This window comes from Prochlorococcus sp. MIT2309 (assembly GCF_059772305.1).
This window is the reverse complement of sequence record NZ_CM186282.1, coordinates 873,733-899,421: the sequence shown is the minus strand read 5'-3', so window position 1 is coordinate 899,421 and position 25,689 is coordinate 873,733. Positions and strand designations below refer to the sequence as shown.

General features: G+C 37.9%; 25 protein-coding genes and 1 tRNA gene. 14 read left to right on the top strand and 12 right to left on the bottom strand.

Translation table 11 applies throughout. The features are described from left to right. Positions 1–133: 133 nt before the first annotated feature. The 3 genes from AC6EJA_RS04990 (at position 134) to AC6EJA_RS04980 (ending at position 3,562) form a co-directional block, all read left to right on the top strand. The gene (locus AC6EJA_RS04990) at positions 134–1,633 is read left to right on the top strand and encodes an ammonium transporter (RefSeq protein ID WP_498503508.1); all 1,500 of its coding nucleotides are present in this window, start codon (positions 134–136) and stop codon (positions 1,631–1,633) included. A gap of 112 nt (positions 1,634–1,745) precedes the next feature. Beyond that, positions 1,746–2,957: a 4-hydroxy-3-methylbut-2-enyl diphosphate reductase gene (locus tag AC6EJA_RS04985; RefSeq protein WP_498503507.1), complete on the top strand. Its 1,212-nt coding sequence runs from the start codon at positions 1,746–1,748 to the stop codon at positions 2,955–2,957. Positions 2,958–3,013: 56 nt separating this feature from the next. Further along, positions 3,014–3,562 carry a DoxX family protein gene (locus AC6EJA_RS04980; RefSeq protein WP_498503506.1) on the top strand — a complete coding sequence of 183 codons (549 nt, stop codon included), beginning with the start codon at positions 3,014–3,016 and terminating at the stop codon, positions 3,560–3,562. A 36-nt stretch (positions 3,563–3,598) separates the two neighbouring features. On the opposite strand, the gene purH is transcribed toward AC6EJA_RS04980, so the two are convergent. Then, entirely contained in the window at positions 3,599–5,152 is a 1,554-nt protein-coding gene (purH, locus tag AC6EJA_RS04975) for a bifunctional phosphoribosylaminoimidazolecarboxamide formyltransferase/IMP cyclohydrolase (protein WP_498503505.1), read from the bottom strand. A 58-nt stretch (positions 5,153–5,210) separates the two neighbouring features. On the opposite strand from purH, the gene AC6EJA_RS04970 reads away from it, so the two are divergent. Further along, complete coding sequence (locus AC6EJA_RS04970; RefSeq protein WP_498503504.1) at positions 5,211–5,819, top strand: alpha/beta hydrolase; 609 nt, start codon at positions 5,211–5,213, stop codon at positions 5,817–5,819. On the opposite strand, the gene AC6EJA_RS04965 is transcribed toward AC6EJA_RS04970, so the two are convergent. Further along, positions 5,816–6,184: a DUF3155 domain-containing protein gene (locus AC6EJA_RS04965; protein ID WP_498503503.1), complete on the bottom strand. Its 369-nt coding sequence runs from the start codon at positions 6,182–6,184 to the stop codon at positions 5,816–5,818. The genes AC6EJA_RS04970 and AC6EJA_RS04965 overlap by 4 nt on opposite strands. A 360-nt stretch (positions 6,185–6,544) precedes the next feature. Between AC6EJA_RS04965 and AC6EJA_RS04960 the strand changes: the two genes are divergently transcribed. Further along, entirely contained in the window at positions 6,545–7,654 is a 1,110-nt protein-coding gene (locus AC6EJA_RS04960; RefSeq protein WP_498503502.1) for a sensor histidine kinase, read from the top strand. On the opposite strand, the gene cobS is transcribed toward AC6EJA_RS04960, so the two are convergent. Then, positions 7,629–8,339 (bottom strand): adenosylcobinamide-GDP ribazoletransferase, encoded by a 711-nt coding sequence (gene cobS, locus AC6EJA_RS04955; RefSeq protein WP_498503501.1) that lies wholly within the window; start codon positions 8,337–8,339, stop codon positions 7,629–7,631. The genes AC6EJA_RS04960 and cobS overlap by 26 nt on opposite strands. Before the next feature lie 143 nt (positions 8,340–8,482). Between cobS and tgt the strand changes: the two genes are divergently transcribed. Both tgt and AC6EJA_RS04945 read left to right on the top strand, forming a co-directional pair. Next, complete coding sequence (gene tgt / locus AC6EJA_RS04950) at positions 8,483–9,625, top strand: tRNA guanosine(34) transglycosylase Tgt (RefSeq protein WP_498503500.1); 1,143 nt, start codon at positions 8,483–8,485, stop codon at positions 9,623–9,625. Between the two features lie 9 nt (positions 9,626–9,634). Next, positions 9,635–9,778 carry a photosystem II reaction center protein K gene (locus AC6EJA_RS04945; RefSeq protein WP_498503499.1) on the top strand — a complete coding sequence of 48 codons (144 nt, stop codon included), beginning with the start codon at positions 9,635–9,637 and terminating at the stop codon, positions 9,776–9,778. 86 nt (positions 9,779–9,864) lie between these two features. Here AC6EJA_RS04945 and AC6EJA_RS04940 read toward each other — a convergent pair whose 3' ends face one another. The 3 genes from AC6EJA_RS04940 to AC6EJA_RS04930 all read right to left on the bottom strand — a co-directional run bounded on the left by AC6EJA_RS04940 (position 9,865) and on the right by AC6EJA_RS04930 (position 12,272). Next, the gene (locus AC6EJA_RS04940; protein WP_498503498.1) at positions 9,865–10,869 is read right to left on the bottom strand and encodes a Gfo/Idh/MocA family oxidoreductase; all 1,005 of its coding nucleotides are present in this window, start codon (positions 10,867–10,869) and stop codon (positions 9,865–9,867) included. A gap of 9 nt (positions 10,870–10,878) precedes the next feature. Further along, positions 10,879–12,186, bottom strand: a complete 1,308-nt coding sequence (locus AC6EJA_RS04935) for a hemolysin family protein (RefSeq protein WP_498503497.1) — start codon at positions 12,184–12,186, stop codon at positions 10,879–10,881. A 13-nt stretch (positions 12,187–12,199) separates the two neighbouring features. Further along, positions 12,200–12,272 (bottom strand) — tRNA-Ile (locus AC6EJA_RS04930). 108 nt (positions 12,273–12,380) lie between these two features. Between AC6EJA_RS04930 and pyrE the strand changes: the two genes are divergently transcribed. Together pyrE and ygfZ are read left to right on the top strand one after the other, a co-directional pair. Then, positions 12,381–12,971 (top strand): orotate phosphoribosyltransferase, encoded by a 591-nt coding sequence (gene pyrE, locus AC6EJA_RS04925; protein WP_498503496.1) that lies wholly within the window; start codon positions 12,381–12,383, stop codon positions 12,969–12,971. A gap of 55 nt (positions 12,972–13,026) precedes the next feature. Next, the gene (ygfZ, locus tag AC6EJA_RS04920; RefSeq protein ID WP_498503495.1) at positions 13,027–13,779 is read left to right on the top strand and encodes a CAF17-like 4Fe-4S cluster assembly/insertion protein YgfZ; all 753 of its coding nucleotides are present in this window, start codon (positions 13,027–13,029) and stop codon (positions 13,777–13,779) included. Here the strand turns inward: ygfZ and AC6EJA_RS04915 are convergent. After that, complete coding sequence (locus AC6EJA_RS04915) at positions 13,771–15,231, bottom strand: TM0106 family RecB-like putative nuclease (protein WP_498503494.1); 1,461 nt, start codon at positions 15,229–15,231, stop codon at positions 13,771–13,773. The two genes, ygfZ and AC6EJA_RS04915, sit on opposite strands and share 9 nt — an antisense overlap. 67 nt (positions 15,232–15,298) lie before the next feature. Here AC6EJA_RS04915 and AC6EJA_RS04910 point away from each other — a divergent pair, with 67 nt between their 5' ends. Together AC6EJA_RS04910 and rdgB are read left to right on the top strand one after the other, a co-directional pair. After that, positions 15,299–16,744 (top strand): phosphohexomutase domain-containing protein, encoded by a 1,446-nt coding sequence (locus AC6EJA_RS04910; protein ID WP_498503493.1) that lies wholly within the window; start codon positions 15,299–15,301, stop codon positions 16,742–16,744. 2 nt (positions 16,745–16,746) lie between these two features. Next, positions 16,747–17,337, top strand: a complete 591-nt coding sequence (gene rdgB / locus AC6EJA_RS04905) for an RdgB/HAM1 family non-canonical purine NTP pyrophosphatase (RefSeq protein ID WP_498503492.1) — start codon at positions 16,747–16,749, stop codon at positions 17,335–17,337. Between the two features lie 23 nt (positions 17,338–17,360). Here the strand turns inward: rdgB and AC6EJA_RS04900 are convergent, their stop codons facing one another. From AC6EJA_RS04900 to fabI, 3 genes are all read right to left on the bottom strand, one after another. Further along, the gene (locus tag AC6EJA_RS04900; protein WP_498503491.1) at positions 17,361–18,848 is read right to left on the bottom strand and encodes a carotenoid oxygenase family protein; all 1,488 of its coding nucleotides are present in this window, start codon (positions 18,846–18,848) and stop codon (positions 17,361–17,363) included. 78 nt (positions 18,849–18,926) lie between these two features. Further along, on the bottom strand, positions 18,927–19,544 hold the full coding sequence (hisB, locus tag AC6EJA_RS04895; protein ID WP_498503490.1) for an imidazoleglycerol-phosphate dehydratase HisB: 618 nt from the start codon (positions 19,542–19,544) through the stop codon (positions 18,927–18,929). A gap of 36 nt (positions 19,545–19,580) precedes the next feature. Beyond that, positions 19,581–20,360, bottom strand: coding sequence for an enoyl-ACP reductase FabI (fabI, locus tag AC6EJA_RS04890; RefSeq protein ID WP_498503489.1), 780 nt, complete (start codon positions 20,358–20,360; stop codon positions 19,581–19,583). Between the two features lie 114 nt (positions 20,361–20,474). Between fabI and AC6EJA_RS04885 the strand changes: the two genes are divergently transcribed. Together AC6EJA_RS04885 and AC6EJA_RS04880 are read left to right on the top strand one after the other, a co-directional pair. Next, positions 20,475–21,083, top strand: a complete 609-nt coding sequence (locus tag AC6EJA_RS04885) for a thioredoxin family protein (RefSeq protein ID WP_498503488.1) — start codon at positions 20,475–20,477, stop codon at positions 21,081–21,083. Positions 21,084–21,136: 53 nt separating this feature from the next. Continuing rightward, entirely contained in the window at positions 21,137–22,285 is a 1,149-nt protein-coding gene (locus AC6EJA_RS04880) for a DegT/DnrJ/EryC1/StrS family aminotransferase (RefSeq protein ID WP_498503487.1), read from the top strand. On the opposite strand, the gene AC6EJA_RS04875 is transcribed toward AC6EJA_RS04880, so the two are convergent. Further along, complete coding sequence (locus AC6EJA_RS04875; protein WP_498503486.1) at positions 22,282–22,845, bottom strand: NUDIX hydrolase; 564 nt, start codon at positions 22,843–22,845, stop codon at positions 22,282–22,284. The genes AC6EJA_RS04880 and AC6EJA_RS04875 overlap by 4 nt on opposite strands. Before the next feature lie 69 nt (positions 22,846–22,914). After that, the gene (folK, locus tag AC6EJA_RS04870; protein WP_498503485.1) at positions 22,915–23,475 is read right to left on the bottom strand and encodes a 2-amino-4-hydroxy-6-hydroxymethyldihydropteridine diphosphokinase; all 561 of its coding nucleotides are present in this window, start codon (positions 23,473–23,475) and stop codon (positions 22,915–22,917) included. A gap of 81 nt (positions 23,476–23,556) precedes the next feature. Between folK and bchD the strand changes: the two genes are divergently transcribed. Next, on the top strand, positions 23,557–25,689 hold the full coding sequence (gene bchD, locus AC6EJA_RS04865; RefSeq protein WP_498503551.1) for a magnesium chelatase ATPase subunit D: 2,133 nt from the start codon (positions 23,557–23,559) through the stop codon (positions 25,687–25,689).

Sequence of the window (25,689 nt, the reverse complement as noted above, 5' to 3'; positions counted from 1 at the left end):
TGTCGTTAATACTTTTTTTTAGGCCTAAAGGAATTTTTGTAGCATTAAATACCTGAGCTCGGTTGATTTGAATACATAGTTAATACAAATTCTGGTTTTACCAGATAACTACACAACGCATTTAGGCATTTTTATGACTATTGCCATGCATAAGCCCTCGAAAAAAAGGGCTTCACGGCTTCAAGATGTAAGTCTTCTGAACGGTCCTTTACTTCTTTTAAGAGGTTTTAGAGGATTGAGGGCGAATCGATCCTTGATTTGGCTTTGTACGATCCCATTGTCTTTTTTGGGACTAGGTATTTTCAATTTTGCTGCCAAAGCGGAGGTTGGCCTATCAGATCTTTCAGGTGCGCAGGCTGCCTCGTTTTTAGCTGATAACCTTTGGCTTTTTGTGGCGACGATTTTAGTAATATTTATGAATGCGGGTTTCGCGATGGTCGAGGCGGGGATGTGCAGACAAAAAAACGCTGTTAATATTCTTGCCAAAAATCTTTTTGTTTTTGCCTTAGCAGTTACTTCCTATTGGGTTGTTGGATATTCCTTAATGTATGGGAATCCTGTTGTTGATGGATGGATTTTTTTTAAAGGACTTTTTGTTAATCCTGATCCCTCATCTGCATTGGCTTGTGCCGCGGGCTTGGCTGAAGATGGATGTTCTCAATTAGTGCCCTCCGTTGATTTTTTATTTCAAGCAGCATTTGCCGGGACAGCAGCAACAATAGTTTCTGGATTGGTAGCTGAAAGAGTCAAATTTGGAGAATTTATTGTTTTCTCAATTGTCTTGACAGCATTCATTTATCCAATATCCGGAAGTTGGCAGTGGAATGGCGGCTGGCTAAGTAATCTTGGTTTTATTGATTTTGCTGGTTCCTCAATAGTTCATTCTGTTGGTGGATGGGCAGGCCTTGTTGGGGCAATGCTTCTCGGTCCCAGAATTGGAAAATTTGTTGATGGAAAACCTCAAGCAATGCCTGGTCACAACATGGCAATAGCCACTCTTGGTGCATTAGTTCTATGGATTGGTTGGTATGGATTTAACCCTGGTTCAGAGTTGGCGATGGATGAATACGTAGCATATGTTGCAGTAACAACAACTTTGGCTGCTGCAGGGGGTGCAATTGGAGCAACAATTTTTTCAACTTTGACTTCTGGTAAACCTGACTTAACAATGATAATTAATGGGATATTGGCCGGTTTGGTCAGTATCACAGCAGGATGTGCAAATATGACTTTTACTGGTTCCTGGCTTGCAGGTGCTGCGGGAGGAATAATTGTTGTTTTTGCAGTTTCTGCCCTAGACGCAGCTGGAATAGACGATCCTGTTGGAGCTTTCTCAGTTCATGGCATTTGTGGTGTCTGGGGAACTGTTGTTATTGGTTTATGGGGAGTTGATTCAATGGACTCAGGTGCTTCGGGGATTGGCTTATTAAATGGTGGTGGGTTAGATCAGTTCCTTATACAAGCACTTGGAGCAGCAGCTTATGGTATCTGGACAGTAGTGACCTGTTGGATAGTCTGGTCTGTCATTGGGAGCCTCTTTGGGGGTATCAGAGTCTCTGAGAAAGAAGAGATTCAGGGACTTGATATTGGCGAGCATGGAATGGAGGCATATCCAGATTTCGCAGCAAATTAGTAAACTAACCTGAAGTTAAATCTAAAAAAGTCCGGAATTGGTCCGGACTTTTTTAGTATGACGGCAATTTAGAATAAAAACGTGAGTAAATCCTATTGCCAGGAGCTTTGAAATGGATACTCAAGCTTTTAAGCAATCCCTTCACAAATCAGATCGATACAACAGGCGAGGTTTTGCTTCTGCTGCTAAAAGGGCAGAGGCATTAGCAAACGCTTATCAGAGTAATCTGATTGGGACAATAAGAGACAACGGCAATCTCCTTGAGCATGGTCGTTTAAGAGTAAAACTTGCTGAGGCTTTTGGCTTTTGTTGGGGAGTTGAGAGAGCAGTTGCAATGGCTTATGAGACAAGAAAGCATTATCCCGCTGAGAGAATTTGGATAACAAATGAAATTATTCATAATCCATCAGTTAACGATCATCTTAGAAAGATGAATGTACTTTTTATCTCAGAGGAGAATGGTGTTAAGGACTTTTCAGCAGTTAAGGATGGAGATGTAGTTATTCTGCCCGCATTTGGTGCGACTGTTCAAGACATGCAACTCTTACATGAAAGAGGCTGCCACATTATTGATACGACCTGTCCTTGGGTTTCCAAAGTTTGGCATACTGTAGAAAAACATAAGAAGCATACCTTTACTTCAATTATTCATGGAAAGTATAAGCATGAAGAGACATTAGCAACTAGCTCTTTTGCAGGGACTTATCTAGTTGTTTTTGATTTAGAAGAGGCAAACTATGTTTCAAATTATATTTTAGGTAATGGAAATAGAGATGAATTCCTTAAAAGATTTGCAAAAGCATCATCAGATGGTTTCGATCCTGATCGTGATCTTCAGAGGTTAGGTGTTGCTAATCAAACCACCATGCTCAAGAGCGAAACAGAAGAAATAGGTAAATTATTTGAGAGAACGATGCTTGAAAAATATGGCCCCTCAGAACTTAATGAGCACTTTTTAGCTTTCAATACTATTTGTGATGCGACGGAAGAAAGACAAGGTGCGATGTTTTCTTTAGTAGATGAACCACTTGATGTAATGGTTGTTATTGGTGGATACAATTCCTCTAACACAACACATCTGCAGGAGATAGCTGTCAGCAGAGGAATTAGATCATTTCACATTGATACTCCCGAGAGAATTGGCGAAGATACAAACACAATTACTCACATGCCTCTTGGTGAAGATCTGATCACTGAAAAAGATTTCCTACCATCTGGCCTTGTAAATGTTGGGATAACTTCTGGTGCATCTACTCCAGATAAAGTAGTAGAACATGTCATTCAGAAACTTATGAAACTCAGTGAGAACAATGATTTATCATAAGTAATCCACTTTTAGACAAGTCAGTCTTCTAATATCAAAATAACTCCATTGCGAATATGTCCCAATCAAGTAATCCAAATCAAAAAACATCAAAGACAAATGCTTCTTCTCAGAAAGTAGAAGTTGTGGTTCAAAGCCCAAATGCACCTGGAGAGGTCAATATCATGGGCGAACTTGCAACTTTTGCTTTAAGAGTTGGTTTCAGCCTTTTTATGGTTCATCATGGACTTGAAAAATTGAATGATCCAGAAGGGTTTTCTGAATTTGTTGTGGGAAAATATTTCAGCTTCCTTCCTGGTGATCCCATAATTTGGACATATGCTGCCGGAGTCACGCAATTGATATGTCCATTGGGCCTGGCTACTGGTATTTTTGCTCGAATTTCAGCTTTAGGGATACTTGGAACTATGGTTTTTGCTTGCTATTTCCATTTCGTAGACACAGGACTTGAAGGGTTCCCATTTGCTGTAGTCGAAGGTCACAATTACGCCTTTGAGCTGTCAGCGATTTATGCGGCTATTTCCTTTTACTTCCTTTGTGCGGGTCCTGGAAGATTGGCTTTACTTCGTAAAACTAATAAAATTACTTATTACCCTTCAAAGTAGCCTATTAATCAACTAATCCGGTCAGCAATATTCAGTTTAATGTAAGAAATGTCTTTTACCTGTGAATATCATCGAAATATTTAAATCATTGCATTTGTCAATACATTCTTGATCCCTAATACTCCCGCCTGGCTGAATAACTGAACTAATTCCGAACCTTGAGGCTAATTCTATTGTGTCATCAAAGGGAAAGAAACCATCACTTGCAAGAACTGCACCTTTTGCTTTTTCACCTGCTGATTTGAGAGCGATTTCTGCAGAACCTATTCTATTCATCTGACCAGCTCCAATCCCAAGACTTTGCCCTGAAGCGGCAACCACTATTGCATTTGATCGAACATGCTTAGCTAATCGCCATGAGAAAAGTAAATCTTTTCTTTCTTGTGATGTCGGTATTTTTTTTGTAATTGTTACCCATTCTTTTTCATTTATATTTCCTATATCTTGATCTTGGACCAAAAATCCTCCTGAGATACTTCTCACATTTTCGTTGTGGGTTGAGAGAAGGGCTTCCTTATCGATTTCTAATATTCGTAGGTTTTTTTTATTTTTGAGGATTTCCTTTGCTTCTTCTTCAAAATATGGCGCAATAATGCACTCTAGGAACTGACTGTTAAGTTCATTGGCTGTGGATATATCGACGGCAGAATTTAGTGCAACTATTCCTCCAAACGAGCTTTTTCTATCAGCATCAAGTGCTTTTGAGAGAGCTTCGCTTGCGGAGTTGCCAATTGCAACTCCGCAGGGGTTTGTATGCTTAATGACCACAGCTGCATGCTCAAAATAATCTTCTTTTGCCTCTCTAAAACCAAATTCCCTAACAGTAGATAAAGCTGCTTCAAGATCTAACAGATTATTTGCACTTAAATCTTTTCCTTGAAGTTGTTTTGTTGCTCCAAATCCTTGCCCTGGATAACTATACCAAGATGCTTTCTGATGGGGATTCTCTCCATACCTAAGAGTTTGTTTAAGAGGAACAGATGATTCCCAAGAGTGGTTATTTTTGATTGATTGATTTATGAACCAATTAGATATTGCACTGTCATATTTAGCCGTATGAGTAAATGCTTCTGATGCAAATTTTTTTCTAAGCTCATAATCAATTTTGCCTGCTTTGAGACAACTTAGAAATTTTTTATATTGTGAAGGATTTGATAGAACTACTACATCCTTATGATTCTTAGCTGCAGCTCTTATTAGCGTTGGACCACCTATATCTATATTTTCGATAGCATTTTCAAAGTTTGAATTAGGATTATTAATTGTCTCATTGAAAGGATATAAATTGACAACAACGAGGTCTATTTCAGAAATCTTATTGGCTCTTAAGTCTTCGGCATGTGCTTGATTCGATCTTTTTGCAAGAATACCGCCATGGATTTTAGGATGAAGTGTTTTAACTCTGCCTTCAAGAATTTCTCTAGCGCCTGTGTAATCAGAAACCTTTCTAACAGTTATTTCATTATCCCTGAGATGTTCCGCAGTTCCTCCACTAGAGATAATTTCATAACCAAATTCTTCAGTTATCCTTTTGGCTAGCTCTACTATGCCTTGCTTGTCTGAAACACTCAACAAGGCAATCGGAGCCATAACTAGTAAAAATTAAATTCAGAGCTTAACTTAGTTACTTAAAAGGTAAATGGGTGAAATGAATCAAAAACTTGTTTGGTTGAACACAACAAATCCAACTTTTCGATTAATTCTCCTTCATGGATGGGGTGCAGACGCAAATGATCTTTTGCCTATTGCAGAGACTATAAGGGCGAATCTGAAAAAAAAAGTTGATTTTTTGTTAATTAATGCCCCAAATAAACGGCCAGAAGGGATTGGAAGGCAATGGTACGGACTTTTCCCTGCAGTTTGGGAGGATGTTCCTTTTGCTGTAAAGGATTTAAAAACATCAATTAATTCAATTGCTAGTCCATATGTACCTCTAGAAAAAACAGTTCTAATGGGCTTCTCTCAAGGGGGCGCAATGGCACTTTCTGTTGCGACTGAGCTTCCATTGGCAGGAGTTATTGCATGCAGTTCATATCCTCACAAAGATTTGAATGTCAAAAGATCAATGCCTCCCGTTCTTTTGACCCATGGATCAAAAGATGAATTAGTACCGATAATTGCATTAAAAAAAATAGAGGAAAAATTAAAAGAAAAAAAATGTAAATTTAATTCAAAAATATTCAATGGAGGCCATGAAATACCAAGCGATGTTCTCGATATTTGCGTTGATTACTTAGAACTTTGGTTTTGTGGCTAAACGAAAGCGTATTCGTATTCTTCAATTTCTTCCCAATCATCGGCAGTAAGCTCAAGACCTTCAAAAATTTTTTCTTCACCGATACAATCTACGATGGATCTCAGAGAGGGAAAGAGGAAGTGGTTTTCTTCAGCATATTGAGCGCTAAAAAGACCCTTTTCACCCCAAAAGAATCTATCTGTGGTGTGTTCATTTCTTCTTACATTGAGAAGACAGGGTGAATTCAGCCCAGATTCTGCAATGTAGTGTCTTGCGGCAGTAACCGGTTTGTGTTTACCCGTTTCAAGGTGAAAGGTAGGAACATGAGCCATGACTCGCTGTCCTGCCAATCGTCTTCTGCTAATTCTTTTGCGCTTCTTAGACATAAATAAAACTCTTTTAGGAGCAGTGATTGATGAAATTGGGCTTGGAATCGAGTTATAGTACTTTTACCTTTCTCAAACCTTTTTGGCTTGAGCATTACATCGGCTCGTAAATAACTTCGAAAAGTACAAATCTCTAATTAATTCAGAGAATTCGCTATCACAGTCCCATCAATAATCTGCGGTAGCGCATTTGCACAATTTGTGCGAATCTTTTGAATTAATCTTGAGAGAACTTCAATAGGCTCTTATCAGGCCTACTGAATATCTTAATACTTTTTTCTAGATTTTCAAGTTTTTTTATTTTCTTCTGAACCACTAAAAGCCTAAAAATGCAGTCTTATGAGGATTTCTGAAAGGTTCTTGAATTTAGTCAGACAACAGCTCAATAGTTTTGAGTCAGATTTTGGTGTTGAGCATTTGGTGGTTTACATAGCTCAATCAAGTGAAGGAGATTCCCCAAGCTTGGAAGTTGTTGGACAATGGCCTGAAGCTAAAAAAGTACTCAAGCCACTCGAGGCTGATACAGAATTACGTGCACCTTCTCCAAATAGAAGATGGTATCCACTTCAAGAGGGATCTATTCTTCTAGGGGTATTGCGGGCGGAGCGCTTCTCTTCATCTGATCAATGGTCTGAACAGCTTGATAGAAGATTGCAATCAACTGCTCAAGCTCTTGCTCATTGTCTTGGCTTGGAGCTTGAAAGAGAGAAACTATTAAATGAATTAAGTACTCAGAGGGATCAAATCGGATTAATGGTTCATCAATTGCGTAATCCTCTGGCGGCTCTGGGCACCTACGCAAAGCTTCTTTTAAGAAAACTTGGTCCAGAAAGTAATCATCGGTCGTTAGTGGAAGGGCTAATTAATGAACAAAAGCAATTAAATAAATATGTTTCTGTTTTAGATGACCTTAGTCAGCTAAAACTTCCATCTAAAGATGATGAACCATCTGGATTGTTGCTACCACCTGTTTTTTCGCAACAAAAGTCAATTAATTTAAAAGACTTAATTGAGCCACTTGTTGAAAGGGCATCAGTAACAGCAAATCTTGAGAATAGATATTGGACCGCACCTCCTGACTGGCCCCTCTGGATGCAACAGCCTAGATCAATTGATGAGGGAGTAGTTGCAGAAATAGTGGCTAATCTTCTAGAAAATGCATTTAAGTACAGTTCCAAAGAAACTCAAATAGGAATCTGCTTTGATGAAAATAAAATTTGTGTCTGGGATGCAGGTAATCCCATCGAAACAGCATACAGAGAAAAAATTTTTGAGAAGGGATTTAGAGGAATAAAAAATACAGACATCACTGGAAGCGGTCTTGGATTGGCTTTAGCAAGACAATTAGCTGAAAAAATTAATGGAAACTTGAAATTATTAGATAAACCTTCTGATTTTTTGCCATCTCTTCCTCAAGTAGGAAATGCATTTTTATTAATACTCCCTAAAGGATCAAAGATAAAAGTATGAAGATAGCTATTTCTGTCAGGACAACAGATGCTCCATAGCTATCTCCAGTGTGCCCTCCAAGTTTCTTGCCTAAAAAGTAAGGAATAAATATTGCTGGAACAATTCCAAGCCAAGCAGATATTAATAATTTAATATAATTATAAGTCTTGAAAGGATTTATTATTAATATGAATGTGAGACTTAAAATGAATAATATACTAGGAATCATCTCACTTTTTAGCCCTTTCCAATTGCTTTTATGTAATGCTCCAAGACCCTTTGGATGTAAATATGAAAATTTTTCAATAGCAATTAATTGAGAGAAACGCCCCCAAAAACATACAATTGGGAATAAAAAAAAAGATAAATCACCTAGTCTTAATATAGAAGAAATTTGTAATAATAATACTAATAATAATGCTTGTACACCCATTGCACCTACTCTGCTATCGCGCATTGCTTCTAGGCATTTTTCCTTGCCCGCTGAAAGTCCATCAGCAGTATCAATAAGTCCATCAAGATGAAGTCCACCTGTAACTAGATAGCCAATTGAAATAACTACAAGTGTCTTTGATTCTGTCGACCAATTTAATTGGCTCAGAATAAACCAAAGTATAGATTGAAATAAACCTATAAAGAAACCAATTAATGGGGCAAATCGTACAATTCTATTAAATGAAGTTTTAAAAATAGGCAGTTTTGGCAAAATTGTGTAAAAGATCCAAGCCCCGGCGAGATCCCTAACCCAAAAAAAAATTTTCAGTGCCTTCATCAGTTTTTCAATAAGATTAAAGATAGATACATAGTTAAATTTTGGCTTGGTTTCATTCAAAAAAGTTTTTTTAAATTGTGTTTGAATTTAAAATTTCAAATTTTTGCTCAACTACAAGAGCTAGAGCGGGATGTTTTTTCACACCTCATGGGGAGATTAAAACGCCTAAATTTATGCCGGTTGGTACATCGGCCACTGTAAAAGGGATCTCTTCTGCTCAGCTTTCACAAACTGGAGCAGAGATGATTTTGGCAAACACTTTTCATCTTCATTTGCAGCCTGGAGAAGAAATAATTTCACGTTTAGGAGGAATTCATGAATTTATGGGTTGGGATGCTCCAGTGCTGACTGATTCAGGCGGTTTTCAAGTTTTTAGTTTGGCTAAAATCAACAAAATCGACGATAAAGGTGTTTCATTTAAGAGTCCTCGAGATGGTAAGAAAATTGACCTTACGCCTGAACTTGCAACTCAAATTCAAATGAAGTTAGGTTCAGATGTTGCTATGGCATTTGATCAATGTCCTCCCTATCCATCATCGGAGAATGATGTGGAAATTGCATGTAATAGGACACATAGTTGGCTATCAAGATGTGTTGATTTTCATGAAAAAAACGATCAGGCTCTCTTTGGAATAGTTCAGGGTGGTTGTTTCCCACACTTGAGAACTAGAAGTGCTGAGGTAATAAGTGATTTTAATTTGCCAGGTATTGCTATTGGAGGTGTAAGCGTTGGAGAGCCTGTTCAAAATATCCATAGCGTCATAAGGCATGTCACCCCTCTTTTGCCTAAAGATAAGCCTAGATACTTAATGGGAATAGGGACTTTAAAGGAGATGGCAATAGCTGTTGCAAACGGAGTTGATTTTTTTGATTGTGTCATCCCAACAAGGCTAGGTAGGCATGGAAGCGCGCTCGTTAATGGTGAAAGGTGGAATCTTAAAAATGCACGTTTTCAGGGCGATCCAAAACCTTTAGACGCAACATGCAATTGCGAAACTTGTCTTAATTACAGCAGAGCTTATTTGCACCACTTAATTAAGAGCAACGAGCTTCTCGGATTGACGCTTTTAAGTGTTCATAATCTTAATCATTTGATTCGATTTACTTCCGCTATGCGCATGGCAATTGAGCATGGTTCCTTTTCAGAGGATTTCGCTCCTTGGGAATCTGCTTCGAAAGCACGTGACACGTGGTATTGTCCATCAAACGACAACCGATGATTTTTAGGGATGGCTTTTATTTCCCTCGACTTGCTTGCTCAGCTGCCTGAGGCATATCGAGCTTTTGCTCCAACTGTGGATATCCTTCCGCTAATTCCCATCTTCTTTTTCCTGCTCGTTTTTGTGTGGCAGGCTGCTGTTGGATTCCGCTAAAAAACGACTTCTTAAGTCTGTTCAGCTTAGTTGAATCTAAGTATGGAATTAAGAGAGGGATTTACCTGATCTTTTGTAATTGAGTTTTATAACTCGAGGTCTATCAATGCGCCTTTTTTGGTATTTTCAACAGCATCTTCAATTAAATCAGCTAGCCTGAGCGCTCTTGAGGCTTGCAGACCATCAACTGCAGGGACCTCTATTCCTCTAACGCATTGGAGAAAATGCTCTAGTTCGGCGTAAAGGGGTTCAATGGAGGTTGTGTTTACCTCTTCGACAAATCCATCATTCCTATAGAGCAGTTCACCATGATCTGCTGAGTACCATTCATGAGCACGCCTATGAATGTGAATGTTGTGATTTAAAAAATCTGTCTCAACAAGGCTTTGCTTGCAATGAGCACTGAGATTTCTTATTTTCCTGTGACTCATTTTGCTTGCAGTAAGACTTGCAATTACACCATTACTAAAGCCAATTGTTGCGTTCACATAATCAATAGGGCCATCACTACTTCTCCCCCCTACTGCAGCCAGTCTGATCACTCTGGAATTAGCCAGTTCAAGTACTAAGTCAATATCATGAATCATTAGATCAAGAACTACAGAGACATCATTTGCTCTGTCTGAGTGAGGACTATGCCTTCTTGCTTCAAGTACAACAACTTCCTCATTTGCAATAACCTTTGTTAATTCCCTAAAAGCAGGATTAAACCTTTCAATATGACCGACTTGAAGTAAGCATTTTGCTTTGTTTGATGCATTTATAAGCGAAGCGGCTTCATCTTGTGATGCTGCGATTGGCTTTTCGATTAATACATGTTTACCCGCTTCAAGACAGTCTAGTCCAACTTGATGATGAAGCAAAGTTGGTACTGCGATACATACTGCCTCCACATGAGGCAAAAGCTCTTGATAAGTTTTGAACCAATTGCATTCAAATTGCTCAGTGGCAAGTTTTCCACGATTCGCATCAAGGTCAGCAACGCCAATCAGTTCAGCATCTTTGAGAAGGCTTAAAACCCTGGCGTGATGCCAACCCATATTGCCGATTCCTATGACTCCAACTTTTACCGGAACCATTTTGGTTGCCATTTTAGGAGATCAAAGTTCATTTGAGATTAGCTCTCTAGATTCATCTTCAAGAGAGTCTTTAAAGAGAGTTATCTTAACTCTCTTAATTCTGGGCCCATCCATAAGTGCGATATCAAATTTCGTTCTTTGATGAATCAATGATTGGCCAGAGGAGGGGATTTTTTGAAGCTTTTCAAGTAGAAATCCAGCAAGAGTGTGATGGTTATCTGATTCAGGTAGATCTAATCGAAGTTGTCTGTTGAGTTCGATTATTTCACAATCTCCATCAGCCAACCACGAGAGTGAATTGCCTTCTATGGATCGAAGATATGGTTCTTCAATTTCTGTTTGTATCTCTTCTCCAACAATTTCACCTGTTAAGTCAGTTGCAGTAATTAGTCCCTCTGTTCCTCCATGCTCATCAATAACCAAAAGGAGTGGGTTTCCACTTTTTATAAGAGGTAGAAGTTCGGCAAGTGTCGATGTCTCAAGAACTTTTGGCGCTTTTTTTATGTAGGGTTCAAGAGGGGTTTCAGCTTGCATTAATCCCATGGATATTGGTTCAGCCAATTGTCGTAAGTCGAGGATTCCAAGAATGTCGTCAAGTGATTCGCCAGTTACAAAAAAGCGCGCATGGCGAGAATTATGAACCTCTCTCATGAGTTCAAAAAATTTTACTTCCTTTGGTAAAGTAACCATTCCTGATCTGGGTACCATTACCTCCCTAACTTGAGTATCTCTGAGTGCAAAAACCCCTTCAAGAATATTTTTTTCATCGGGTAGTAAACCTGTTACTCGCCCACTTTCAATCAGGGTCTCTAATTCTCCAGCAGATAAAGCAGAAACCAGAGAATCCCATTGGGCATTTAGTCCAATTAATTTTAGAAAAAATGAGGTAATTTTTTCAAAAAGAAAAAGAAACGGTGCAAAAACTTTCATTATTGACTCCATTAGTGGAGCAAGTTTTAAAGCAGCTGTCTCAGGCCTGTTAAGCACAAGGGCCTTTGGCAAAAGGCCTGCTAGCAAAGTAGATAACATTGTTAATGCAAAAAATATTAACCAATCAAAGTTTTCTAATAATCTAAAACTGTCTGGCAATGATTTGAGTAAATCTTTCCCGATCCATCCCAAAGAAACAAGAGATATTGTTACCCCTAATTGGGCAACCATAATTGCTCTTCTCATGCGCTTTTGAAGACGATTTATTGCCTGAGCACCAGGCTTTCCCTCCTCAAGTAAACTCTCAACACGACTTGGTCTAAGCCTTATTAATGCGACTTCACCGGCCGCAAAAAATGCCGGTAATGCTATCAGTACGCCAATTAGTAGAAATTGCATCAAAAAATTTGTATGGGGGTGGCGAGGATCGAACTCGCCTAAGGCGAATTATGAGTTCGCTGCATTCACCAGATTGCTACACCCCCAATTGATAGATTGAGTAAATCAAATTGATAATAGAGGCATATTCAGTGAATATAAATAGCCTCTAAGCAATTCAAAAAAACCATCTTATCAACTCTATAGAACTTACAATGAATTACAAAACTAAATCTAGTCAATCTCCAAAAGAAGATTTACTAGATCTTTTAGCTATCCATGCCTACAAATTTGGACAATTTACCCTTTCCTCTGGTAGGGAAAGTACTCATTACGTTAACTGCAAACCAGTAAGTCTCAGTGGGAAAGGTCTCCATCTTATAAGTGATTTGATGCTTCAATTTGTTGAGCCAGATTCCGTAGCAGTTGCAGGATTAACACTAGGAGCAGATCCATTGGTAAGTGGTGTATCGATGAGGGCCTGGCAAAATAGTCGTGATTTATCTGCACTAATTGTTAGAAAAAAGCCTAAAGGTCATGGCACAGAATCATTATTGGAAGGTGCTTTACCTGAGAAGGGCGCTTTAATTACTGTTCTTGAGGATGTTGTCACAACAGGTGGATCTTCAATTCAAGCTGTTAACCATCTTCGCGAAGCAGGATATGTGGTAAATAAAGTGATAACTGTTGTTGATAGGGAAGAGGGAGGTAGATCCTTAATGAACAATCTAGGACTTCAACTTGAGAGTATTTGTTTGCTTAGCGAGATTTACTTGCGTGCTGAGAGTTTAAGTAATGAAAAATAGCAATGTTTTCAAGTGGGAATCTTTTTTCCCCTCGATTAAATTGAAGGGTTCAGGGGTGAAAAAATTCCTACATGGTCAGACTACAGTTGATATTTTAAATGCAAATACAGGCAAACCTTTTCTTGCATGTTGGCTATCCGTTTCGGGTCAAGTTAGGGCTATTTTTGAGATTAACTTGTCTGAAACAGATGCAACTTTAATTTCAATAGTTGGCAAATTAAATGAAGTAAAAGAAGGATTTGAGGATGTAATTTTCCCTTCGGATGATGTTGAAATATTGTCATCACAGGATATATTTAGAACTCAGGAAATGGAATTTGGAATAGACTGGACTCAATCAAATATTCAATGGGATTCAACTCCTAGAGATAATAAGGATAACAAAAATAATGATAAAACAAGATTTCAAAAAATTGCTTTAGCTAATTGGCTTTTACTCAGGGAAAATCAAATGTTTAAAGAATATAATCCCTATGAACTTGGATTGTCTTGCCTAATTAACTTAAATAAAGGCTGCTATTTAGGACAAGAAGTTATGGCTAGAATTAATAGAAATAAAAATATTTATAAAAGACTTTGTTATTGGGAGTCTGAATCAATTCTTAATATGAGGAGTAATTTAATTACTTATATTGATGAAAATAATAGTAAATCAAAAAAAATAATTGGAGATATTTTAATTTCAAAAGAAGAGAATGATAATGGAAGCTATGGCTTGGCAATGATTAAAACTAAAAATATAGATAGAAATGTAATGTCTGCTAATGAAGAAGCTTTATCTTTTCTGAAAATGATTGATTTAACTTAAGGACTCTTGATTGATCATCCAAGAAGCAACTGCCAAAGTTGCTAAACAATCATCACGATTATATTTAAAAATAGAGTTTAAATTCTCTGAATGCTTTTTTTTTGAGCGTTTAGAATTTAACCATTGTCTCCACCAGAGTAAGGCTTTTGCTCCATTAGATCCTTCGATTTCCCACTCAAAACCAATATATTTACATACAGTTTTTAGACTATAGTTATTGATTGGAAGAATCCAATGCTTTCTTAATCTTGAGTGAATATCAACTAGTCTTTTATCTATTTCTTTATACTCAGCTTTTGGTATCTCCAAACGATAAGCCAAACGTCTTAAAAATAAAGACTCAGTTTCTCCATAGTGAATAATTGGCCAATTAGGATGTGAATTGATTTTATTTATTAATCTTTTCCATAGAATTATATCATTATTCTTTTCAAGTAAGAGAATTGGTTGATATGTATATTTTTTATTTTTAAATTGATATCTATTTGTATTCTTTATGCTTATAAAACCATGAAGGAAGTCAAATCTTTCATCTGGATCTGATTCGATATCATATACAAAGCAACTTTCAGAATTTTTTAATTCGGGCAAAGATGATGTTACATCTATATGAATACTTTCATTATTAGCTTGAGCACTAGCTTGCTTAATAATTTTTAAACTTATATCAGAATTATATGTTTCAAAAATTTTATCAATTTTTAGAGGATCAGAATTAGCTAAATCAGAATAGGTTTTAATTCCATTTTTTTGAAGTTTTTCCATCCTCTTTACACCCACACCACTTATTTCGCTCAGAAAATTGCTGTTAGTGGCAACTTGACTACAACTTTTTTCCCAGCAGCAAATAGTGCATTTACGTCTATTAGCTGTTATGGGTGGAGGCTCAAAGTTTTCCAGATCTTTATTGAGCTTATTAATACATTCATGAAGTTGACTCTCTAGTTGATTAGAAAGATGAACTTTCTCAAGTTTCAATAGATTATTTTTTCTTGAAACTGCAATTCCGCTATTTAAAGGGGTTTCTTGATATCCATTCAATAAATATTTAACAAGAGAAAGGTTTAGTAAATTCTCTCGAGTAACTTTTTTACCTTGTTTTGCAATAACTGGCCTGTAGGCAAATTCCCCCCAAATACTTCGCCCTTGAATCTTCTTTAAAATAGGTGGATTTGCTTTGATTTTTTGCCCTGATTGGCTAATACCTTCAAGCCTTAAACCATAATTATAATCATTGCTTCCTTTGAATTCACCTTGGCTATAATTATTTGATTTTTTTATCAACTCGATATAGCTTTCATGTTGATTATTAATCTGGAGAGTTAAGTGAGGTGTCCAAATTCTTTTATTTTTGTCTTCGTATTTGTCGAGCCATGCTTTCCGTCTACACTTAATCCAGCTTCGGAGTAAGCGGTCATTAATTTCACTTTGATTTGATAGTCTTCTTTGCATACATAGAAGATAAACCAATGGAACTAGTTATCAGAAGATTTATCTGTTTTTTATTGTAATTTGATCAATGCAGTCATTTCTTGAGAACATAAAATTTGGGACTGATGGGTGGAGAGGCATACTAGGTGTCGATTTCACAATGGAAAGGCTGATATCTGTATCAATTGCCTCTGCTCAGGAATTGGCATATAGATATCCAATTGGTCTAAAAAGTAGAAAAGTTGTAATTGGATACGATTGCCGTTTCATGGCGAAAGAAATGGCAATAGCCGTCGCTGCAGCGGTTAGGGGATGCGAATTAACACCATGCCTATCTGATGCCCCTTTGCCAACGCCTGCTTGTAGTTTTGCAGTTGTAAACACAGGAGCAATCGGAGCTTTGGTCATTACAGCAAGTCATAACCCTCCTGAATGGCTTGGATTGAAGATAAAAAGCCATTTGGGAGGGTCTGTAGATGGAGATTTCACTAAAGCTGTTGAGCAGAGACTCGAGGTTGGTGGTGTTACTGCACCCAAAAATCTAGTTAATAAATTATTTAATTTTAGGGGTGATCATTTAAATCATTTAAAAACTAAATTTGATATTCCCCACATTTCTGCAAGATTAAAATCGATTGGGTTGGAGTTAATTATCGATTCCATGCATGGATCTGCTGCAAACTGTATTACTGAATTATTTAATGAATATTCTAATGATATTATCAAAGAAATAAGAAATAATCGGGACCCCCTCTTTGATGGTAATTCTCCTGAGCCAGTTGAAAAGAATGTAAATAAATTAAAGAAAATAATTATAGATAAAAACATAAATAAAAAATCTGTAATGGGTATTGTTTTTGATGGTGATGGAGACCGCATAGCGGTTATTGATGAGTATGGAAGATATTTAAGTACTCAATACTTAATGCCTATTTTGATTGAGTATTTGTCAGCTAAAAAAAGATCTACTGGATGCATTGTGAAAACAGTTAGTGGATGTGATTTGATGAGAACAGTTGCAGAGGCTCATTCGAGGAAAGTAATAGAAATGCCAGTCGGCTTTAAGCACATAGCTAATCAAATGAAAACAGAAGATGTATTAATAGGAGGTGAAGAGTCTGGAGGAATAGGATTTGGTAATCATTTACCTGAGAGAGATGCTTTGTATACTGTTTTAGTCCTGCTAGAGGGAATTGCTGAAAGTGGAGAGCTTCTGGGTCAGCAATTTAATAATCTCAAGAAAAAATATGGAGAGTCATATTTTGATAGATTAGATTTAAAGTTCAAAAATTTTGAAGAAAGAGAAAGTTTTGAGAGGAAATTAAATCAAAATCCTCCTTCTTCTATAGCTGGATATAAAATTAATGAGATTAAAAAGATTGATGGAATTAAATTCTGCTTTAAAAGAGGCCACTGGTTGATGTTAAGATTCTCAGGCACTGAGCCACTTCTCAGAATTTATTGTGAAGCCCCAGATAGAAAAATTCTTGAAAAAACATTTGATTGGGCAAGGAATTACGTTAAGTTGTTCTAGCTGTGAAAAAAAATATTTTTTCTGAATTGATAATAGCAAGTTCTAATAAGGGGAAAATTAATGAATTTCAAAATTATTTAAAGTCCTTAGAATTAGATATTCACACTCAGCCTGATGGAATAGTAGTCAATGAGAATGGCAACACTTTCAAAGATAATGCAATGATCAAAGCTAAAACAGTTTCTGAATTTACTGATAAATTAATCTTGGGTGATGATTCAGGCCTCTGCGTTGATTCTTTAAATGGAGGCCCTGGAATCTTTTCGGCTAGATATGCCAAAGATGATAAGTCAAGGATAGAGAAATTGCTTTTTGAAATGAAATCATTCCAAAATAGAAAAGCAACTTTTGTTGCTGCTTTATGTATTGCGCATAAAGGGGAAATATTGATCCAAGTTGAGGGAATATGCAAGGGCAATATAACTTATGCGCCAAGAGGAATATCTGGTTTTGGTTATGATCCTGTTTTTGAAGTTGAGGGTACTAATTTGACATATGCAGAGATGAGTATTAACCAGAAGAGATATTTTGGACATCGTGGAGAAGCCATAAAACTGCTGTTACCTGAATTGAAGAAATTAATTTCTAATTAATAAAATGATTTACTCTTTTGATCTCATACCCAACTACCATGCAAACCGTAAGTAATTGGAATGGGTAACAATAAACTGGCCTTTTCTGACATATCCTTTGCGTCAAGAATGATTAGTTCAGTTTGCTTTTTTTCTCCATTCCAAATCAGAAGTATTATCCAACCAGAATCTTCCTTAGTTGAGTTTTGATTAGGAATCATTAATGGTTCGTTTACAAAACCCCTTGGGGCAGCGCTCCAGAAATTGCTTGTTCCTGTCTCTAAATTGATTTTTTTTATGCTTTGTAGTGGACCATTACCAATTTTATTTTGAGCGGTTGCCATCCAAGCGTATTTTGCGGGTCGACCTTCTCGTTCAGGATTGACCATAGCGAATTCACAGCATTGATCACTTAAGGTCTCCACTTGGCAGCTTTCATCTTTAGTACTTATTAGACATCGCTTTAAAATACCTTCAGGTAAAGCATTAAAATTGATTTCTCTAAAATCGTCGTCTGGACCTATAGACGGAAAATCACTATAGAAAATACTTTCTAAACATATGTTTTGCTTATCATTTTCAAAAGCATTGACATGATGAAAAACAAATCCTTCAGGAGCGTTAATGATTTTTGGTTTTTGACCTGCAAATTCTCCGCAGTCCCGGGGAATAAGCCAGAATTTTGCTTGACCATTTTCTTTGGAAGATAAGCATTGAGCGGCGCCTTTTTTCCCAAGGACAAAGGGTATGGGATTGAAGTTGATTGAATTTTGAAGAAATATCGCCCAATTAGGAGTTATTGCAAAATCGTGTAAAAAAGCAAAGCCATTGAAAGTATCTCTTCTGTCACTTAAAAGATTTCCTGCCTTATCACCTTCAGTTTCAAACTCCATCAACCTCAATGTACTTTTTGGACCGGTGCTTACCCCAAAAGTCACCATTCTTGGATTGCCATGATGCCCTGGGTCAAATCTTGGATGGGCACTAAAGGCCTCATTTGGTTTGAGAATTCCGCCAAGAGTAGTTAAACCATTTGTTTCAAGTGTTTCTGGATTAAGCGAATGTGGACTTGATGCCTCCCATAGTGCAAGTAATTCTCCACCAAGTTTTATAACATTAGTATTTGCAATATTTTTCAACCTCAAATCAAAGATATTAGCTAGCTGTCCACCAGGCTTTTGAGTGCCAAACACACCTCTGTAAAGGAACTTCTGAGCTTCTTCTTCTTCTTGCCAAGCTTGTGTCCTAATAAATCGATTTGTAAAATTTACCTTCCCATTCTCAAACTTCATAGAGGCAATCATTCCATCGCCATCGAATGGATGGTGAACCCATTTGCCACCTCTCTCAACTTGACCAGGCCCATTTCTATAAAAAGTGCCCTTTAGTTCTTTTGGAACCTCTCCTCTGATTAGCTCAAGGGTTGCATCTGTTAATTCCTTCTCAACATTCACATAAGCACTAGCCCAATCTTCCCGTCTATAGTTGTTTTTTTGGGCCAATGGTGTTGTTTTTAACAATGCTGAGGTCACAGATGGAACTATTTCTAAGAATATGATCGCTAAAAAATAGAGGAGCTGTGGTTTGAGGGGCTTTTGATGATTGAAAAATTATTTCTTTCCCCCCGCTTGTTCAAGAACTCCTTTGCTGCTTGGTACTTCCATCCCTCGTCTTGGATCAAATTCAACCGACATTCTTAATGCTCTTGCAAAGGATTTAAAACAAGCCTCGATTATGTGATGTGAGTTGGTCCCTTCAATTTGTCTGATGTGAAGTGTTAAACCACTGTTATTAACGAAAGCCGCAAAAAACTCTTTCACTAATTCAGTGTCGTATGTGCCCACTTTTTCAACAGGAATATCGAGAGAGTAACTAAGGTGAGGCCTTCCAGAACAATCTAAAACAACTTGAATTAGAGCCTCGTCAAGAGGGGCTACAAAATGCCCAAATCTATGGATTCCCGATCTTTCTCCAAGGGCTTTCGAAAAAGCTTGACCCAGTGCAATCCCAACGTCTTCATTGGTGTGATGATCATCGACATGAATATCTCCATTTGCATGAACCTCTAGGTCAAATAATCCATGACTTGATATCTGATGAAGCATATGATCCAAAAATGGTATACCAGTTTTGATCTCGCAAACACCAGTTCCATCAAGATCCATTCGGACAATTACATCCGTTTCTTTGGTTTTGCGATGAACAGATCCTTGTCTTTTGTTATTCATATCTCAAACATATTTAAAAACATTTTGACAGTTAAATTACATTCCGTTAATGCAATAGCCAGCATCAACGTAAATTGTTTGCCCAGAGATGCCGCTTGAGAGATCACTTAATAAAAATGCAGCAGTGTTACCAACTTCTGTTTGGGTAACTGTTCTTCTCAATGGAGCTTTTTCCTCAACATTGTGAATCATGTCCAAAATCCCCCCGATTGCAGAACTTGCCAATGTTCTAATTGGACCAGCACTAATTGCATTTACTCGAACTTGTTTGTCTGGTCCAAGTTCAGCAGATAGATATCGAACAGATGCCTCTAGAGCAGCTTTTGCAACCCCCATTACGTTGTAGTTAGGAATTGCACGGTCCGCTCCTAGGTATGTAAGCGTCACTACTCCCGCGTTATTTGAAAATAAAGGTTTTGCATATTTACATAGAGGAGCAAGTGAGTAGGCGCTTATGTCAAGAGCTCTTGAGAATCCCTCAGAAGTTGTTGCGCTGTAATCTCCAATTAATTCCTCTTTCCCTGCAAATGCCAAGCAATGGACAAGTCCATCAAGTTTTCCCCACTTATCAGAAATCGCTTTAAAAACCTCCTCAAGTTGATTCTTATCTTGAACGTTTAATGGCAAAAATAAAGAGGGCGAAAGAGGTGATGTAAGTTCTTTTACCTTTGATTCAAATCTTCCTCTTTCATCAGGCAGATATGTAACCCCCAGTTCCGCTCCAGCTTTATGCAACTGTTGCGCGATTCCCCATGCTATGGATCTGTTGTTGGCTATTCCTGTGACGAGGATCTTTTTTCCGCTTAAGTCGAGCATATCAAAAATTAAAAGGAACCTTTTAACAATTCTCTCTCATGCTAGGTACAGATTCATTAGAGTTGATTTATATATTCAATAAGTCAAATACACTTATTTAGTGAACTTTTAAAAATGGTAAAAACTTTTTCAACGATGTTGTCCTTAGAAACTGAATTACCAGCTTTTGACTTGGAAAATGTGAACAGTAAAACGTGCAGAGATAATTCAACGATTAATCTTCGAAGCAGCGATCTAAATGATAAACCAATCTTACTAATGATAATTTGCGCTCACTGTCCATTTGTGAAGCACATAGAGCACTCAATAAGTGATTTGGATAATGATTACAGAAATCAAATACAAATAATTGCCATATCAAGCAACAGTTTGATCACGCATCCTCAAGATGGACCATTGAATCTTTCAAATCAAGCGAAAAATAACGATTGGGCTTTCCCCTATTTAATTGATTCTGATCAGTATTTGGCTAAAGCCTTAAAAGCAGCTTGCACTCCTGACTTTTTTCTTTTTGCTTCTGATGAATTAGGTAAACAACGTTTGAAATACAGAGGTCAATTGGACAGCAGTACCCCAGGGAATGATTTGCCTAGCGATGGAAAAGATTTGCGCCTTGCTGTTGAATCAGTGCTTGATAATAGAAAAATAGATTGGGATCAAAAGCCCTCTATTGGTTGCAATATCAAATGGCATCCGGGTGAGGAACCCTCCTGGTTCGCTTGATATTTAGATGCTTTTCTATCAGAAATTACTCCTAAGCAATTAAGGTTCAATATATGCAAGTCCCCCCTTTCACTCTCGAAAAGCAACTCTCTGAGATAGGAGAGGAACTCAATAAAGCTGTATCGCGTGTTATTGAAAGTGGAACTTACATTGGTGGGAATGAGGTAACATCTTTTGAGAATGCCTTTGCTTCTTATGTTGGAGTGCAGCACGTTATCAGTTGTAATAGTGGCACTGATGCTTTAGTACTTGCTTTAAGAGCACTCGATATTGGACCTGGCGACGAAGTCATAACTCCTTCTTTCTCTTTCTTTGCAACAGCTGAGGCAGTTAGTAATGTAGGCGCTACCCCTGTTTTTGTTGACGTTGAAGAAGATAGTTACCTCCTTAATCTTGATTTAGTAGAACTCGCGATAACTCCAAAAACAAAAGCGATTATCCCTGTTCATTTATTTGGAGCTCCAGTCAACATGGATCGGTTGTTAGAAATAGCCCAAAGTCATAACTTAAAGGTTATTGAGGACTGTGCTCAAGCTGCGGGAACTACATGGAAAAATAAGCCTGTTGGTAGTTTTGGTTCTATTGGTTGCTTTAGTTTTTTTCCTACAAAAAATCTTGGTGCAGCTGGGGATGGAGGTGCTACAACTACTAACGAAAAAGGCTTGGCAAAAAAGATTAAAGAGCTGTCGATCCATGGCATGCCAAGAAGATATCTTCATACAGATTTGGGGTATAACAGTAGACTTGACGCTGTACAAGCAGCTTTATTAAAGGTTAAGTTGCCCAAGCTTGATGAGTGGATTTATCGAAGAAAATTAATAGCAGAAAGATACGAAAAAGAGTTATCGGGATTAATAAATATCAAATTACCCGTGTTCTTAAATCACAAAATTTCAAATCACTCTTGGAATCAATATGTAATACAAGTTTTAGATTACAAAAATGAAAATCTAGATATTGATATGCATAATCAAAGAGATAAGTTTAAATATGACCTTGATAAATTAGGTGTAAAAACAATAATTTATTATCCAATACCAATTCATCTTCAGCCAGCTTATGAGATTCTTTCTTATAAACCAGGTGATTTTCCTAAAACAGAAAAATTGTGCAATAAAGTCCTTAGCTTGCCTATTTATCCCGAGCTCTCATCTGATGAACAAAAACATGTAATTGAATCACTTTTTAAGCTTCTTGGTTAACTTTTTGCTAGAAATTGACACGCTCTATGCCAAGCCGTGATGCTTTTCCCATCAAGAACCTCCTCTCCGCTTGATATTTTTTTATCTAATTCATCTTTACTCATTATCAGGACCTCTATATCTTCATCAATATCTCCTTCGGGTTGTTTGTCGAGGATTTTTAAATCTCTTGCTAAGTAAAGATGAATTACTTCGTCTGAATAAGCAGGACAAGGGACCATTACGCCTAGGTCATCCCACTTAGATGCCTCATAGCCACTTTCCTCTCCGAGCTCTCTTTTCATTGACTCAAGAGGATCCTCCCCTTGTTCAAGAGTCCCCGCCGGGAATTCAAGTAATCGTCTTGCGACGGCAAATCGATATTGCCTAAGAATTATTACTTCGCCTTTTTTGGTTATTGGTACAGCAAGAGATGCTCCAGGATGGTAAATGATTCCGAAGTTTTCTTTAACTCCGATTGGCAATTGAATCTGATTAATTTCGAATCTGAATTTTTTTGCGTTAACACTGATATTTGTATCAAGAATTTTTGATGGCTCGAGAGGCGGCAATTTAGCCATGATTTGTTGTTTTAAGGAATAATATTTCTATAAGTCTATTGTTTAGGCTCAGAACTTATTAGTAAAAAATTACTCATCCCAACCTTCTATTGCTACAAGTTGTTTGGGTCTGTCATGCTCATTAGATAAAACTGCAGCTAAAGGACTTATCACGAAATTTCTCTCAATCATTCTTGGATGTGGAATGACCAGCTTTTCATTTTTTACTTGAAGTTCCCCCCAACATAGGAGATCAATATCTATAGTTCTCGGTCCCCAAAGGATATTTTCCTTTCCTCTTTTACGCCCCAAATCATTCTCAATTTTCGAGGTTTTTTCAAACAATTTAAAAATGGCTTTTTCTGTCTCATTAATTATTTCCATTTTTGGCCCATCAATTAAAACGACTGCATTTATGTAATTGTCTTGATTAGGTGGGCCGCCAATAGGTTTAGTTTCAAAAAGTGGGGACCATCTCCAATTGAGGTGCCCCTCTAAATTATTTACATTTGAGGAGATATTTAAACATTCGTTAGACCACGAGATCACGGCAGCTTTTAAAAGTTGCCTTGCTATTACTAGTGTTGCTGATGGGGGGCCATGTTTACTTCTAAGATTCGCCCCAAGTGCTATTGCAAGTGTCTTTGCCAATTGTCTTACTTAACTGCTTGTTAGTTCATAATCACAATAGAGAAATCTATTTTTCTTTCAGGATTGATGGTTGAAAACAAGATGGAATCGGAAGAAATTAATCAGGGATCTGCTTGTTCCCCAACAAGTGATTTCGCAAACAGGGCATTCCCACTGGCAGCGATAACTGGTCATGGAACGCTCAAGCTTGCTTTAATGCTGGCTGCTGTTGATCCTGGCTTGGGGGGTGTGATCATTGCTGGTGGTAGAGGTACGGGAAAATCAGTTCTTGCTCGAGCTTTGCATGCGCTAATGCCGCCAATTGAGATATTTGATGCTAATGCTTGTGACGTTGAACCTGTTTCGGAAAATGGAACATTCCCAATTGGAAAAAATCTTGATATTGGTTTTATGGAGGAATGGGATTTATGTTCAAGAAAATTGGCTAAAGAGCATAAAGAATCTGTCAAAAAGAAAGGCTGCGAATCATCATTACCAGTAAAAGTTATCCCAGCGCCATTTGTCCAAGTTCCTCTGGGCATTACTGAAGATAGATTGATCGGATCTGTTGATGTCACTGCATCATTAAAAAGTGGGGAGGCTGTCTTTCAACCGGGTCTTTTAGCTGAGGCTCACAGAGGAGTTTTGTATGTGGATGAACTAAATCTTTTGGATGAAGGAATAGTAAATTTACTTCTTGCCTCAGTTGGTGCAGGTGAGAATAAGATTGAGAGAGAGGGGTTGAGTCTCAGTCATCCTTGCCGCCCACTTTTGATAGCAACTTACAATCCTGAAGAAGGTCCTGTTAGAGATCATCTTTTAGATCGATTTGCGATAGTTTTGTCGGCTGATCAGATTATTTCAAGTGAGCAAAGAGTAGAAATCACGCAATCAGTAATTTCTCATAGTCAAAATACCGAGAACTTCTCAAAGAAATATGCTGAGCAAACAGACGCTTTGTCCACTCAGCTTTTGCTTGCTAGGCAATGGTTAAGTGATGTACAAATTAGTCTTGAACAAATTAAGTACCTTGTTGTTGAGGCTATAAGGGGAGGGGTAGAGGGGCATAGATCAGAACTTTATGCAGTCAGAGTTGCAAAAGCACATGCTGCGCTTTGCGGGAGGGATATCGTTGAAGCAGAAGATCTCAAAGTCGCAGTGCGTTTAGTTATTGCACCTCGTGCTCTTCAAATACCTCCACAAGAAGAGGATCTTGAACCCCCACAGCCAGAAGATCAAGAGCCGCCGCCTCAGGAGAATACAGATGATGAAGAGCAAGATGACGAATCTGAAGATGAAAATAATGAAGAAGATCAAAATGAAGATTCATCTCCTCCTATCCCTGAGGAATTTATGCTTGATCCGGAGGCTTGTGCAGTAGATCCTGATCTTCTACTGTTTGCATCTGCTAAGTCAAAGGCTGCCAATAGCGGAAGTCGCTCCGCAGTCATGAGTGACAGTCGAGGTCGATATGTTAAACCAATAATTCCGAGAGGTCCTGTTAGTAGAATTGCCGTAGACGCAACTTTACGAGCAGCCGCTCCTTATCAAAAAGCAAGGCGAGCAAAGAAACCTGATAAAAAAGTTGTTGTTGAACAATCCGATTTGAGAGCAAAACTTTTACAAAGAAAAGCAGGCGCATTAGTAATTTTCTTGGTTGATGCGAGTGGATCCATGGCACTTAATAGAATGCAAAGTGCCAAAGGGGCTGTCATCAGGCTTTTGACTGAGGCTTATGAAAATAGGGATGAGGTCTCCTTAATCCCCTTTAGAGGAGAACAGGCCGAGGTCCTTCTTCCTCCTACTAGATCAATCACTGCTGCAAAAAGAAGATTGGAAACAATGCCCTGTGGTGGAGGTTCACCCCTAGCGCATGGACTTACTCAGGCTGCGAGAGTTGGGGCAAATGCATTATCAACAGGTGATATTGGCCAAGTAGTGGTCGTTGCAATTACCGATGGCAGAGGGAATATCCCTTTGGGGATCTCATTAGGACAGCCTCAGCTTGATGACCAAACTCCAGTGGACTTAAAGCAAGAAGTTATAGATATTGCCTCTAGATATAGACTTCTAGGGATTAGATTGCTTGTGATTGATACTGAGAGGAAATTTATAGCAAGCGGGATTGGCAAGGATTTAGCAGATGCAGCAGGTGGAAAGTATGTTCAATTACCTAAGGCAAGTGATAAGGCCATTGCTTCAATTGCAATGGAAGCAATAAGTGATATTAATTGA

What these genes read in the sequence shown, in the direction of transcription:
- AC6EJA_RS04915 (WP_498503494.1), bottom strand. Translation starts at nt 15,231, where the DNA reads ATGCAAAGAAGACTATCAAATCAAAGTGAAATTAATGACCGCTTACTC.
- pyrE (WP_498503496.1), top strand. Translation starts at nt 12,381, where the DNA reads ATGAATTACAAAACTAAATCTAGTCAATCTCCAAAAGAAGATTTACTA.
- AC6EJA_RS04885 (WP_498503488.1), top strand. Translation starts at nt 20,475, where the DNA reads ATGGTAAAAACTTTTTCAACGATGTTGTCCTTAGAAACTGAATTACCA.
- AC6EJA_RS04910 (WP_498503493.1), top strand. Translation starts at nt 15,299, where the DNA reads ATGCAGTCATTTCTTGAGAACATAAAATTTGGGACTGATGGGTGGAGA.
- AC6EJA_RS04970 (WP_498503504.1), top strand. Translation starts at nt 5,211, where the DNA reads ATGAATCAAAAACTTGTTTGGTTGAACACAACAAATCCAACTTTTCGA.
- AC6EJA_RS04980 (WP_498503506.1), top strand. Translation starts at nt 3,014, where the DNA reads ATGTCCCAATCAAGTAATCCAAATCAAAAAACATCAAAGACAAATGCT.
- AC6EJA_RS04965 (WP_498503503.1), bottom strand. Translation starts at nt 6,184, where the DNA reads ATGTCTAAGAAGCGCAAAAGAATTAGCAGAAGACGATTGGCAGGACAG.
- AC6EJA_RS04945 (WP_498503499.1), top strand. Translation starts at nt 9,635, where the DNA reads ATGGCTTTTATTTCCCTCGACTTGCTTGCTCAGCTGCCTGAGGCATAT.
- bchD (WP_498503551.1), top strand. Translation starts at nt 23,557, where the DNA reads ATGGAATCGGAAGAAATTAATCAGGGATCTGCTTGTTCCCCAACAAGT.
- AC6EJA_RS04880 (WP_498503487.1), top strand. Translation starts at nt 21,137, where the DNA reads ATGCAAGTCCCCCCTTTCACTCTCGAAAAGCAACTCTCTGAGATAGGA.
- purH (WP_498503505.1), bottom strand. Translation starts at nt 5,152, where the DNA reads ATGGCTCCGATTGCCTTGTTGAGTGTTTCAGACAAGCAAGGCATAGTA.
- AC6EJA_RS04935 (WP_498503497.1), bottom strand. Translation starts at nt 12,186, where the DNA reads ATGCAATTTCTACTAATTGGCGTACTGATAGCATTACCGGCATTTTTT.
- AC6EJA_RS04985 (WP_498503507.1), top strand. Translation starts at nt 1,746, where the DNA reads ATGGATACTCAAGCTTTTAAGCAATCCCTTCACAAATCAGATCGATAC.
- AC6EJA_RS04940 (WP_498503498.1), bottom strand. Translation starts at nt 10,869, where the DNA reads ATGGCAACCAAAATGGTTCCGGTAAAAGTTGGAGTCATAGGAATCGGC.
- AC6EJA_RS04875 (WP_498503486.1), bottom strand. Translation starts at nt 22,845, where the DNA reads ATGGCTAAATTGCCGCCTCTCGAGCCATCAAAAATTCTTGATACAAAT.
- fabI (WP_498503489.1), bottom strand. Translation starts at nt 20,360, where the DNA reads ATGCTCGACTTAAGCGGAAAAAAGATCCTCGTCACAGGAATAGCCAAC.
- hisB (WP_498503490.1), bottom strand. Translation starts at nt 19,544, where the DNA reads ATGAATAACAAAAGACAAGGATCTGTTCATCGCAAAACCAAAGAAACG.
- AC6EJA_RS04990 (WP_498503508.1), top strand. Translation starts at nt 134, where the DNA reads ATGACTATTGCCATGCATAAGCCCTCGAAAAAAAGGGCTTCACGGCTT.